General features: G+C 69.7%; 13 protein-coding genes. 5 read left to right on the top strand and 8 right to left on the bottom strand.

Annotation, left to right across the window (positions count from 1 at the left end):
- Window positions 1-183 precede the first annotated feature (183 nt).
- The 3 genes from AC08OQ_RS10900 to AC08OQ_RS10910 all read right to left on the bottom strand — a co-directional run bounded on the left by AC08OQ_RS10900 (window position 184) and on the right by AC08OQ_RS10910 (window position 1,691).
- Window positions 184-510, bottom strand: coding sequence for a DMT family transporter (locus AC08OQ_RS10900; protein WP_476600634.1), 327 nt, complete (start codon window positions 508-510; stop codon window positions 184-186).
- An 84-nt stretch (window positions 511-594) separates the two neighbouring features.
- The gene (locus AC08OQ_RS10905) at window positions 595-1,164 is read right to left on the bottom strand and encodes a hypothetical protein (RefSeq protein WP_476600632.1); all 570 of its coding nucleotides are present in this window, start codon (window positions 1,162-1,164) and stop codon (window positions 595-597) included.
- Window positions 1,152-1,691, bottom strand: a complete 540-nt coding sequence (locus tag AC08OQ_RS10910) for a hypothetical protein (protein ID WP_462189078.1) — start codon at window positions 1,689-1,691, stop codon at window positions 1,152-1,154. The genes AC08OQ_RS10905 and AC08OQ_RS10910 overlap by 13 nt, the downstream gene beginning before the upstream one ends.
- Before the next feature lie 768 nt (window positions 1,692-2,459).
- Here AC08OQ_RS10910 and AC08OQ_RS10915 point away from each other — a divergent pair.
- Both AC08OQ_RS10915 and AC08OQ_RS10920 read left to right on the top strand, forming a co-directional pair.
- Window positions 2,460-3,404: a DMT family transporter gene (locus tag AC08OQ_RS10915; RefSeq protein ID WP_476600628.1), complete on the top strand. Its 945-nt coding sequence runs from the start codon at window positions 2,460-2,462 to the stop codon at window positions 3,402-3,404.
- A 178-nt stretch (window positions 3,405-3,582) separates the two neighbouring features.
- Window positions 3,583-5,097, top strand: coding sequence for an FAD-dependent oxidoreductase (locus tag AC08OQ_RS10920; protein WP_476600626.1), 1,515 nt, complete (start codon window positions 3,583-3,585; stop codon window positions 5,095-5,097).
- 37 nt (window positions 5,098-5,134) lie between these two features.
- Here the strand turns inward: AC08OQ_RS10920 and AC08OQ_RS10925 are convergent, their stop codons facing one another.
- The 3 genes from AC08OQ_RS10925 to AC08OQ_RS10935 all read right to left on the bottom strand — a co-directional run bounded on the left by AC08OQ_RS10925 (window position 5,135) and on the right by AC08OQ_RS10935 (window position 8,262).
- Window positions 5,135-6,091 carry an AIM24 family protein gene (locus AC08OQ_RS10925; RefSeq protein WP_476600624.1) on the bottom strand — a complete coding sequence of 319 codons (957 nt, stop codon included), beginning with the start codon at window positions 6,089-6,091 and terminating at the stop codon, window positions 5,135-5,137.
- Between the two features lie 84 nt (window positions 6,092-6,175).
- Window positions 6,176-6,853 (bottom strand): AIM24 family protein, encoded by a 678-nt coding sequence (locus tag AC08OQ_RS10930; protein WP_476600622.1) that lies wholly within the window; start codon window positions 6,851-6,853, stop codon window positions 6,176-6,178.
- Window positions 6,854-6,915: 62 nt separating this feature from the next.
- Window positions 6,916-8,262 (bottom strand): TerD family protein, encoded by a 1,347-nt coding sequence (locus AC08OQ_RS10935; protein ID WP_476600637.1) that lies wholly within the window; start codon window positions 8,260-8,262, stop codon window positions 6,916-6,918.
- A 303-nt stretch (window positions 8,263-8,565) separates the two neighbouring features.
- On the opposite strand from AC08OQ_RS10935, the gene AC08OQ_RS10940 reads away from it, so the two are divergent.
- The gene (locus tag AC08OQ_RS10940; protein ID WP_476600620.1) at window positions 8,566-9,555 is read left to right on the top strand and encodes an aldo/keto reductase; all 990 of its coding nucleotides are present in this window, start codon (window positions 8,566-8,568) and stop codon (window positions 9,553-9,555) included.
- Between the two features lie 47 nt (window positions 9,556-9,602).
- Here the strand turns inward: AC08OQ_RS10940 and AC08OQ_RS10945 are convergent, their stop codons facing one another.
- Entirely contained in the window at window positions 9,603-10,178 is a 576-nt protein-coding gene (locus AC08OQ_RS10945; protein WP_476592619.1) for an Ntn hydrolase family protein, read from the bottom strand.
- 189 nt (window positions 10,179-10,367) lie between these two features.
- On the opposite strand from AC08OQ_RS10945, the gene AC08OQ_RS10950 reads away from it, so the two are divergent.
- Window positions 10,368-11,147: a sporulation protein gene (locus tag AC08OQ_RS10950; protein ID WP_476600618.1), complete on the top strand. Its 780-nt coding sequence runs from the start codon at window positions 10,368-10,370 to the stop codon at window positions 11,145-11,147.
- 57 nt (window positions 11,148-11,204) lie between these two features.
- Entirely contained in the window at window positions 11,205-11,630 is a 426-nt protein-coding gene (locus AC08OQ_RS10955) for a GNAT family N-acetyltransferase (RefSeq protein WP_011437295.1), read from the top strand.
- Window positions 11,631-11,740: 110 nt separating this feature from the next.
- Here the strand turns inward: AC08OQ_RS10955 and AC08OQ_RS10960 are convergent, their stop codons facing one another.
- Entirely contained in the window at window positions 11,741-11,887 is a 147-nt protein-coding gene (locus AC08OQ_RS10960; RefSeq protein ID WP_476595613.1) for a hypothetical protein, read from the bottom strand.
- Window positions 11,888-12,153 lie beyond the last annotated feature (266 nt).

Raw genomic sequence — 12,153 nt, forward strand, 5'->3', positions numbered from 1 at the left:
CGCTAAAGCAGGTGAATGTTTACCCTTCACCGTCCCCCCTTCGGCTTGTCGCCGCGCACCCCGTCCCACCGCACCGGCCTTACCAGCAGCTCAGACAGAGGCACAACCGACACCGGAACGCGATGGCGGTTCTTAGTATAACTACCTGCGCTTTGACCAACCGAAGAACCCGCTACCAGCCGATCAGCGGTGGGCACCGCCGAACTGGAGACCGACCACGCCGACGATGACGAGGATCAGCGAGGCGATCTTCACCGCGTTCATCGACTCGCCGAAGGCGGCCGCGCCAATGACGGCCATGGCCGCGGTGCCGGCCGCGGACCACACCGCGTAAGTGAAACCGATCTCCAGATGCTGCAATACTCGAGACACGAAAAAAAATGACAGTGGATAGCAGACACAGACCATCAGGGTCGGCCAGAGCCGAGTGAACCCGCTGGTCTCCCGGAGCGCCAGCGTTCCAGTGATCTCCAGCACTATAGCGACGATAAACTGCACGGTGATGGCCATACCCGGACGATATCGGCGCGCCGGATGGCCGTCACCCCGGCCAGGGAGTCCAACCCGTTCGACTCGTCGATCGGGTGGCGGTCATCAGTAGCGGGGTGCCGGCCCCGTGCCGGGCACTCGCCTCGGCGAGCAAGGCGGCCAGCCAGCCCAACGCGCCCAACGTCCACTCGGCGAGGGCTCCCTGGCAGGTAACCCGGTCCGAGCAGGTCCCTGCCACAGTTCGTCGACGACGGCGGATTCCAGCACCGGATGGTCGTCGTTCGCCGGGGAGAACGAGTCATCCGAGAAGACGTGCTGGTCGAGTTTACGCAGCCAGTCGAGCATCGCGGGGGCGGCGGAACGGATGGCCGGGTCCTGCCCACCGTCCACCGTCACCCGCACCCGTGTGCTGTGCCGCGGGGCGCAGTCGGCGAACCAGCCGACGTCCTGCAACAGACTTCCCACGGCGGGTGTCCGTAGGCGGCACGGGACGGCGACGCCCCGGCGGCGGCCGGCCGGTCCTGCCCGGCGTCGTTCATCCCCCACAGGCCGCCGGAGGCGTGAGGATGCGACGAAGGAATCCCGCCACGGGTGCACCGCCAGCTCGCCGTACAGGGAGACGAACAGGGTGCCGGCGGGCCCGGCCGCGTCACCCTCGTGTACTACCGCCGGCACCTGATGTTCCGACCCTTCGTGACGAGTTTGTTCGGGTCGTCGGGTACGCCGAGCAGATCCACGTCGATGACGCTACGCCACCCCGTCAGCCTGCTACTCCTGCAGTGGCCCCGCCCGGTCGCCCGGTTCCCGGCGCCACCGCCGGACTTCACCGTCGACCGGCCCACCGTGCCGACGTTCCGCCACGTGCCGTCGCTGTAGTACTCCTGCAGTTGGACGGTGACGACCGCCCTGGTGACGTCGCAGTCGATGTTGACCCACCAGCCGTGTCCGGACGCCTCGTGAGCGGAACTGGAGACGTGTACGTAGTCGCCCCTGGTCTCGAAATAACACACCCGCGCGGATTTCGTGGTACCGGCTGGGGAACTCCTGTCCCGCAGGCCATCCGCGCCGGCCGCGGCGGCGACCGCGGAACCCGGGACGGGCGCGGGTACCGGCCCCGTCGACGCCGCGGTCGCCGCGGTCGCCGCGGTCACCGAGATCTGCGACGTTCCGATCAGCACGGTGCTCGCAATGCAGGATCCCACGGCGAGCCTACGAAGAGAGTGACGCACAAGCGCACCTCCGAATCGGCTCGGGCAGCGGAAAGAAAACCGCGTGCCCGGGGCGGAAATTGACGACACGCACGGCACCGGTCCCACCGGTCCCATTCGGTTCCGGGCGTCATAAAAAATTGCATCGCCGCCATGCCACGTCAAGCAGGCGGCCGTCCACCCGACCCGTGTCGGACTCTACCGGTCGTCGACGGAAATCTTTTCCACATGGCAGGCGAAAACGACTCGCGCAGGCGTTTCTACTTCAGCCCGGCGGTAATCGTCTCGACGCCGCGCACGGCGCCGGTGGCGTCGCTGCCGCCGTGGGCGTAGAACGCTTACGGCCGGTCGGCCGACCGCCGCGCTCCTGTCGGTCTGGAGCGATCCCGCTTCCGTGGACCGGGGGTGTGAGACAGCTACGCCAAGGCCCAGCGAGCAGGACGTTCCCGCTCGGATCACACCGGCGCCCACCAGCCGGGATACACCACATCCGGTTCCCCGGGCCGGTACATTACGGCCATCGTGTCCAACATGCGCGGTCCAGGCAATGCACCACGGCGGCTCGACCGGCCGCTCGGCGGCGTACACCGGGTCCCGGCGGTCCCGCTGTCTCTGCTGTCTCTGCTGTCTCCGACGCTCCCCGGCGAGGCACCCAGCCCGATGAGTACGCCCGCGCGGGGCGGCCGCCATCCCGTCGGCCCGTCCGGCCGCCCGCCGGCAGCCGCCCCGCAGGCCGGCTCCACCTGACGGACCGAACGATCCATGTTGCTCTTCATCCCGCTGGCCCTGTGCGCCGCGTTCCTGCTCGCGTCGTCCGCGGCTCTGCAACAACGCGCCGCCGGACGCAGCCGGTTCGCCGCCCGTGACGACCGGGCGCACGCGCTGCCCGGGATGGGGCATCTGGTCGACCTGGCACGCGAGCCTATGTGGCTGCTGGGCTGGCTGACGAACGTCGCCGGGTTCTTCACCCAGGCGCTCGCCCTGCACCTTGGTTCCCTCGCCGAGGTGCAGCCCCTCATGGTCACCCAGTTACTGTTCGCGCTCCCGCTGGGCCTGGCCCGCACCCATCTGCGGATGGCGCGGGGAGCATGGTGGGCGGCGGCATCGATCTGCGTAGGCCTCGCGCTGCTCCTCACGGTCCAGGGACGCCTCCCCGCCCATGCGCCCCTGGACGAATACCGGCTGGTGCTGGCCATCCTCGCGATCATTGCCCTCGCGGCGACACTGACGGTGTTCTCCCGCGGCCGGCGACCAGCGATGCGTGCGGCGATGCTCGGAGTCGGCGCCGGGCTGTTCTTCGCGCTGAGCGCCCTGCTGATGAAGCAGGCCACCGACGAGACCCTGAACGAGGGGATCGGTACCACCGCGACCCACTGGTTCGCCTACGCCTTGGGCGGAGTCACGATAGCCAGCCTCGTACTCGGGCAGATGGCGTTCGCCGTGGGTCCGCTCGCACCGACCGTCACCGCCATGAACATCACCAATCCGACGGTCTCCTACGCCCTCGCCGTGCTCGTCTTCGGGGTACCCGCCCCGGACACCCCCGGGGTTATCACGGGTGTCACGGTGGCGGCCCTGCTGGTCGTGGGCGGGGTCGTCCTGCTCGCCCGCTCGCCCGCCCTGCCACGCCCCACCCGTCGCCTGCCTGACGCCCCTCGCCACGACGCCCCTCGCCACGACGCTCCCGCCCCGATGCCCCCGTCCTGATGCCCGTCCTGACGGGCGACGAGGTCGACAGGTTCGATCATCTCCCCGGCGGGGCAGGATGCCAGGCAGGACGTCCGGGCAGGACGACGGGGACGACAGGCTCCGGGGGACCGCCGCGGTCGCTCCGCCCGGTGGCGGCCGACGCGGGGGCAGACCCGGGGGGATCCGGGGAGCCGGCATGGGAACACCGTCCGCACCGTTGCGCTGGACCACCCGATGCGCCATCGCGGGCGGTGGGCCGGCGGGGATGATGCTCGGTCTGCTGCTGGCCCGCGCGGGGGTGGACGTCATCGTGCTGGAGAAGCACGCCGATTTCGCCCGTGACTTCCGCGGTGACACGATTCACCCGTCCACGATGGCAGTGATGGCGGAGTTGGGCCTGCTGACGGACTTCCTTCGCCTCCCGCACACCCGGGCCGCCACGCTGGCTTTGGATATGGCGGGCCGGCGCCGGACCGTTGTGGACTTCCGGCACCTGCGGACGCCCTGCCCGTTCATCGCCCTGATGCCTCAGTGGGACTTTCTCACGTTTCTGGCCGAGCGGGCCGCCGCCTATCCGACGTTCCGCCTGGCGATGAGCACCGAGGCAACCGACCTGGTCCGGGCGAACGGACGGGTCGTGGGCGTACGCGCGGCTGGCCCCCTCGGGGAGGTCGAGATCCGGGCGGATCTGACGGTGGCTGCCGACGGCCGGCGCTCGACCTTGCGGTCCCGTGCCGGCCTGCCGGTGCGGGAGCACGGCGATCCCTTCGACGTCCTCTGGTTCCGGCTGCCGAAAGACATGGGCGACGGGTCCGCGAGCGGCCGCCGGGCGGCGAGGGACGGGAACGGGAACGAGGAGGGGAACGGGCATGGGGAGGAAAAGGGGAACGAGCGTGGGGAGGAGGGAAACGGGGACGGATTCACCCTGGCGCACCTCCGCAAGGGCCACGCCCTGATCACCCTGGATCGACGCGACTACTGGCAGTGCGGCATGGTGGTCCGGAAGGGGTCGGCGCAGCGGCAGCCGAAGACGGCCGGCGGGCTGGCGGCGTTCCGTGCGCGGATCATCGCCGCGGCGCCGGCGCTGTCCAGTGCCGTCGACGACCTCACCGACTGGGACCAGGTGAAGACCCTGGTGGTGCAGGTCGACCGGCTTCGCCGATGGTTCCAGCCGGGTCTGCTCTGCATCGGCGATGCCGCCCACGCGATGTCCCCGGCGGGCGGTGTCGGGGTGAACTACGCCGTCCAGGACGCGGTGGCGACGGCGAACCTGATGGCCGCGACGCTGCGGGCCGGGCCGCCCGAGCCGGCCGAGCTGCGGCGGGTGCAGCGCCGGCGGACCTGGCCGGTCGTGCTCATGCAGATGATCCAGGTCCGGCAGGGCGCCTTCCTGGTGCGCCTGCTGGGTGATGACGAGCGGCCGGCGCACGGCGGCAGCCCGTCACGCCGGGTCACGCGTGCCCCCATGACGAACGCGGTGGCGAACGCGACGGCAAGAACGGTGACGGGGGCGGTGCGGGCCGGGATGTCCAACCTGGTGACAGCCATGATGTCCCATGGGGTGACCGCCACGGCGGCGCCGCGGATCAGACGGGTGCTCGGGCGGGTCATCGGCATCGGATTCCGGCCCGAACACGTCCGCACCCCCGACGTGTTCGCCAAGAATGCCGGGTACGCCAAGAATGCCGAGGGCGTCGAGCGAGCGAGATGAGCCCGCGCGCCGCCCGTCCGTCGCAGGCGGTGTCGCCTCAGCGGTTACCGAACAGACCGCCTAGGCCGCCACCGCCGCTTGGGCCGTGACCACCGTGACCACCGTGACCGCCGAGCTGGTTGCCCTGGAACCCGCCCTGACCGAGGCCGAACTGTCCGGCGGGACCGGCACCCGCGATCGCGTTGTACGGCGGAAGTAGCTCGCAGGGCTGCACGATGACGAAGCCCTCGCCGGTGAACTGCATCTGCCAGCTCTCCCCGGTGTTCCCCCGGGGTCGCCACACGGCCGAGGACGTCACCGCCGCCTGCATCGAGACCTGCAGGCTCGACGACCATCCGACGACCGCGTCGGCGTCCGCGAAGTAGTAGTTCTGATGCGTTACGTGCATGACCAGCGGCGCCCCGGACGTGCAGACGGCGACCCGGCCGTTGCCGCGCAGCTCGACCTGGTAACTCCCGACACCGGCGATGCCGACCTGGCTGTCCACCCGCACCAGGTCCCAGATCAGGTCGACGTTGAAGGCGAGCACGTTCTTGCCGTCGACGGTGAGCCCGTCACCGACCAGGTCGAGGATGTGGATGTCCTGCGCCTGGTTGGCGAGGAAGACCGAACCCGATCCGGAGACCTGCATGAGGTTCAGGCCCTCGCCGCCGCTGAAGAAGCTGCGGAAACGCGAGCCCCAGCCCTCCCAGTGCGCGTCGAAGTTCGCGGCACCCTGGTAGGCGACCATCGCGCCTTTGCGGGCGTAGAACTCCCGCATCCCGCGGGCGCCAAGCGTCGCCTTGAGCATCTTGCCGTTCTGTAGGGAGAACGGCTCGTCCGAGGGACGCTCGGGATTGTCCAGGAGACTGCTGCGGAGGCCGCCGGCCGGCCCACCGGGACCACCGGAGCCACCGGGGGGTGTCCCCTGGCCCGGCGGATAGCCCGGACCACCGCCGGGATAGTTGCCCTGCGGACCACTCGGGTGGCCGCCGTACATCCCGCCCTGCGTCATGTCGCCGTCCCCGTCCTCTCCGCGGTGCGCTCCGCCGTTCGGCGCCGGTATCCGGCCGCCCGCCCCCACCGTGCCATCGCGGCCTCAGCCCCGCACCGAGAAGGTCGGCCGCTCGTCCTCGCTCGGTTGCACGACGACGAACCCCTGGCCGGAAAAGCCGAGCTGGAACGCCTCCCCGGATCCGCGCCCGATGAGCCCGCCAAGCCGGGCGGTGCGCCGGGGCTCGACGCGCAGCCCATCGGTGTAGGCGACGAGGGCGTCGGTGTCGACGTAGGTCGACGCTTCCCGGGTGTCGAGCACGATCGGACTGCCCTTGGCGGTCAGCGCCACCCAACCGTGCCCACGCAGCACCACGTTGAACATCCCCATCCCGGACAGCATGGTGATGCCGCGGACCCGCTCGATGCTCCACTGCAGCCCGGCGTCGAAGGCCAGGATGTTCTTGCCGTTGACCGAGAGTCCCTCGCCGGCAAGCTGCGCGACGATGACCTCCTTGCCATAGTCCGCGAGGTACAGCAGCCCCTGGCCGGTCGCCGTCATGAACGGAACGCCCTCACCCGTCGCCCAGGAGGAGGCGATCCGGCCGAGCTGCGGCGGCTGCGGGTTGAAGTCGATCAGCCCCTCGTAGGCAATCATCGACCCGACCCGGGCAAAGAGATCCTGACCCGGGTTCATGACCACCTTGGCGATCTTCGAGCCGTGCCTGCTCATCCGCTCCATGATCGGAGTTAGTCCGTAATGCTGGATCAGGCTGCCCTGCACGGCCCGCTCCTCTCCCCCAGCGGTCCTCCCGCCGGGCACACTCCCCGGATGGTCGACACGCCTCAGACCTCGTACGGCTGGACGACGATGAAGTGCCCCGCGAACCCCATGAACTGCAGGGCCAGTGCCTCGCCGCTACTGCCGGCGTAGATCTGCCGGGAGATCCGGACCTGAGTCGACGCACTGACCCGCATGCCGGTGGTCCAGGCGACGAGGGCGTTCATGTCCGCGAAGGTCGGGCCCTGCACGGTGAGAGTCATCGGGGACCCCTTGGTCATGACGACCACCGAACCCGGCCCGGAGACCTCGAAGTGGAAGAACCCCCCGCCGGGGATGCCGGGGCTCTCGATCCGACGCACCTCGGTGCGCACGGTGGCGTCCATTGCCAGCAGGTTCTTCGCGTTGATGCAGAGGGAGGAGCTGCCGAGCTCGACGATATGCAGGTCCGCGGCGTCCTGGGCGAGGAAGACCTCACCCGAGCCCTTGCAGGTCATCAGCTTGAGGCTCTGGCCGGTCAGCTTGCCCTCGATGAGACCGCGCAGCCCGCCGCTCTTGTAGTCGAACTCGACGCTGCCCTGGTAGGCGACCATCGACCCGCGCAGCGCCAACGCATCCGGACCGAGGGTGACCTTGACCAGCTTGCCGTTCTGCTGGGTCCACCGACCGGCGGTCGGCACCTCCCGGTAGGGATCCAGGCTGTTCATCGCCCCGGGCGGGGTAGGTCGGGCCTGCGACGGCAGGATCTCGGGTCCGCCGAATGCGCCGGTCGGCGGCATCCCACCCGGCATGCCGGTGGCGGGCATCCCACCCGCGAAGCCCATGGGCGGCGGCGGTGCAGCGGGCGGGGCGCCGAACCCGGGGGCGGGGGCCGGCGGCGGCGCCTCGTCGGCGACCTCACCGCCGTAAGAGCGGATGAGCTCGGCCAGTCCCCCCTGGAACCCCTGGCCCACGGCGGCGATCCGCCACACGCCCTTGCGGTAGATGTCGGCGATCATCACGGCGCGCTCGCTGGTGAAGTCGGCGCCGGTGAAGGAGTAGCGCAGCACCTCGGTTCCCGCGACGACGATCCGCAGGTACCCCGACGAGATCGCCGAGGCGCTACCGGCACCGTCGAGGGCGGCGCAGAACGACAGCCGGCCGATCGAGGCGGGCATCTGGTCAAGGGTGACCCGGAACGCCTGACTGTCGCCGGCCTGCGGCCCGAGGAGCTGGATGGACTTCTCCGGCGACGCCGGCTGGTTGAAGAAGACGAAGTAGCGGTCGTCGGTGAGGCGATCGGCGCCGTCCAGGCCGAAGCAGGAGATGTCCCACTCCCCCGGCGCATTGATCTGGATCCCGACGTACAGGTCGGTGCCCGGGGTGATCGTCGACAGCTGCGCCTTCTGCCCTCGACTGAACTGGGTGACCAACACGCTCCCTCCACCTGGCGTTCCGTGACGGACCGGCACAACCATTACCTACCGGCATTACCGTGCCCAACCGGCCAGCCGGCACCCGCCCGCATCCGCACGAACCGGACTGCCGGCAAACTAGCAGCTGCCGGAGGGTACAGCCGAACACGTCGGCGCCGGGAACGCTGTCGATCCCCGGACAAGACGATTCGCGGACAAGACGATCCCCGGGCAAGACGATCCCCCGACGACACCGGCATCGGAGCGGCTACCGGTGACGCTCCTCTCGCGCCCCGGCACGGTCGGGCGTTCACTGGACAGATGCGCTACGTCGAGGGCATCACGACAGCCAGCAGTAAGAAGATATCCAAGATCGGCCTCGGAACCTGGCAGTTCGGGTCCAGGGAGTGGGGGTACGGGGCGAGCTACGCCGACACCGAGGCCGGGCGCATCGTGCGCCGGGCCCTCGAACTCGGGGTGACACTGTTCGACTCCGCCGAGATCTACGGGATGGGGCGCAGCGAACGTATCCTCGGCTCGGCGCTGGCCGGGATCCCGGACGCGCTGGACCGGGCGTATGTGGCGACGAAGCTGTTCCCCGTGCTCCCGCTGGCTCCGATCGTCGAGCAGCGGGCGGTCGCGAGCGCGAACCGGCTCGGGGTGCACCGCATCGACCTGTACCAGGTCCACCAGCCCAATCCGGTGATCAGGGACGGCCAGACGATGCGCGGGATGGCGGCGCTGCGCACCATCGGCCTCGTCGGGGACGTCGGGGTCAGCAACTACTCGCTGACCCGCTGGCAGGACGCCGAGGCGGCGCTCGGCGCGCCCATCCTGTCCAACCAGGTCGAGTACAGCCTGGTTCGGCGCAGGCGGGGCGAGGAGCTGCTGGCGTTCGCCGCCCGGGAGTCCCGGGTCGTGATCGCCTGGAGCCCGCTGAGCCAGGGGCTGCTCTCGGGCCGCTACGACGTCACGAACCGCCCGACCGGGCGGATCCGCGCGATAAACCCGCTGTTCCTCACCGAGAACCTGGCCCGCGCCACCCCGCTGCTCGACGTCCTACGCGAGGTCGCCGCCACGCACGACGCCACCCCCGCCCAGATCGCGCTGGCCTGGGCGATCCATCATCCGTCGGTCGTCGCGATCCCGGGGGCGTCCAGCGTCGCCCAGGTGGAGAGCAACGTCGCCGCGGCCGACATCACGCTCACTGAGGACGAGTACGGCACGTTGACCGCCGCCGCGCAACGCTTCGAACCGCTCGCCGGCACGTCGGCCTTCGCCGCACTGGCCGCGGAACGGCTCCACCGCTGACCGCTGTCCGGCCAGTCCGAGGCGTCCGGTCAGTCCGAGGCGTCCGGTCAGTCCGGGGCGTCGTAGGTGGTCACGTCGTCGGAGGAGATGTCGTCGGAGGAGATGATGTGGAACGGCGGGCACACCCCGGTCGAGTGGTGGGCCGCGGCCTCCAGCGCCATCCGGACCCGCTGTTTCGGGTCGAGGCCCCGGGTGCTGTGCAGCGAGCCGCAGGCGTACTCGTCGCCGCTGCCGACCGCGTAGTAGTCGTCCACGCTGCGGCCGATCTGGTAGTCCGAGTCGATGCGGTAGAGGTGTCCGCGGACGCCGACCAGGAACAGCCCGCCGCTCTCATTGCCGGAGTCGTTGCGGGCGAAGCCGCCGTCGCGCAGGCAGTCCCGGACCACCGCGATGAAGTCCGTCGCCATGAACCGATCGAGATCCCAGTCCTGCGGGACCGGGGGCACGAGGCTGTAGCGGAGCAGCTGGCCCATCCGGAACGAATCAGTGAACCCCATAATGAACTCACTGTTACGAAATACCTTGGTATCCGCACGGACAGTGATAGACCAGCCGGCGACACCGGCGCTGTCCCCACCGATCACGACCCGGCCGTCCTGCTGTACCCCGACGATGCAGGTCACGAAGCGGAATGGTACCGGTTCGCCCCGAAGCCGGACGCCGTACCCCATCCGCGCCACCGGCCCGTTGACGCGCCCCGCCCGCTGTCACCCTGCCGACCCGGGAGCGGTTCCGGCGGTCCGGTCGTCCTGCGGATGTGAGAACGTGTCCTACGCACACACGAGAATGGGAATGGAAGAGGACGGGCACCCATGGGGATGAAGCGGTTCATGTCGCGGCTCGGCGTGGGCGGGGCCGAGGTCGAGACCGTGCTGGACCGTCCGGAGACCCTGCCGGGCCAGGTCGTGACCGGTCTGACCACCGTTACCGGCGGCAAGGTCGAGCAGAAGATCGAGAAGGTCCTCGTCACGCTCGAGGCGACCGTCGAGGTCGAGACCGACGACTCGACCTGGCACGAGCAGATCACCTTCGGTACCCAGCAGATCGGCGGCGACTTCACTATCCACCCGGAGCAGCAGATCAGCGGCCGCTTCGAGCTGCCCGTGCCGTGGCAGACCCCGATCACCGACATCGGCGGGTGGCACCTGCACGGGATGAAGATCGGGGTGCGGACCAAGCTGGCCATCCCCGGGGCGGTGGACCCGGGTGACCTCGACGCGGTGAACGTGCACCCGCTGCCCGTCCAGGAGGCGGTGCTCACCTCCCTCGGTGACCTCGGCTTCCACTTCAGGTCCGCCGACGTCGAGAAGGGCCGCCTACACGGCTCCGACCTGCCCTTCTACCAGGAGATCGAGCTGAAGCCGTCGGGCGAGTACGCCCGGCGCATCTCCGAACTGGAAGTCACCTTCCTCGTCGACGGCTCCGGGGTGGACGTCGTCCTGGAGGCCGACCGCCGCGGCGGGCTGCTGTCCTCCGGCGGCGACGAGCTCAGCCGGTTCCGGCTCGGCCACCACGACACCGACCGGCACCAGCTCGCCGGGCTGCTCCACCAGCAGCTGGAGCACCTGGGCCGCCGCCGCGGCTGGTTCTGAGCGCTCCACCCGTCCGGGGACATCGGCTCACCTGGTGAAGCTGCAAGAATACGGTATGTGAAGATCGAGGAGCTGGAGGCGGATCGTACCTGGCTGGCGTTCGACCCCATGCGGCAGCTTCGGCCGCATCTGACCTCCACCGGGTTCGTCAAGCTCGTCAACGAGGTCCAGCGCCCCGAGGGATACCGCCTGGTCGCGTCGTGGGACGGGGAGCTGGGACGGGTGGTCGCGGCGGTCGGATTCCGGCAGGTGACCTCGCTCGCCTACGGGCGGCATCTGGTCATCGACGACCTGTCCACGATCCTGGCGGCGCGGGGGCGGGGGCACGCCACCCGGCTGCTCGCCTGGAGTGAACGGGAGGCGCGCCGGCTCGGCTGCGAACATATCCATCTCGACGCCGGCACCCACCGCTACGAGGCGCACCGGCTCTACCTGCGGACCGGCTTCACGATCGCGGCCTTCCACTTCACCCGCCGACTCTGAGATCGGGTGGCCCAGGGGATTCGCATCCTTGGGCCACCCGACCTCAAGCCGCGTCGGTCCGGGGCCTGGCTCAATCGTCGCGCCGATCCGGGCTTCGTCGCCCAGGGGCTTCACGTGCTCAGCCCGGCGATCACTATGAAGAACCGGTGCGCCCGGTCGTGCGGCCACACCCGCGACAGCCCCGCGCCCACGAGCATCCCGCACACCGTCCGCCGGCCGGTCGCGGCGAGCATCCCGCAGGCCAGCGCACGGAACACCTGGAACGTCGGCGCGGTGAAACACGGCCAGAAGAACGGCCAGGGAAGACGGTACAGTGAGATCTGGGAGCATCGGCGTCCACTTTTTTGAGCTGGTTTAGGAAGCGCCGATGCTCCCGCCACCAGCCCGTCGGGCAGCCTGCTTCCCTTACCGGCACGCCGCAGCCGTGCCACACCCGGACACCACCATCCGGTCAATGGATTAAATCAACGTGCTTTAGGGGACGTAATGAAGTAACAAATACGTGATCGAGAGCATCATCGCA

The organism is Frankia sp. CcCS3 (assembly GCF_977927575.1).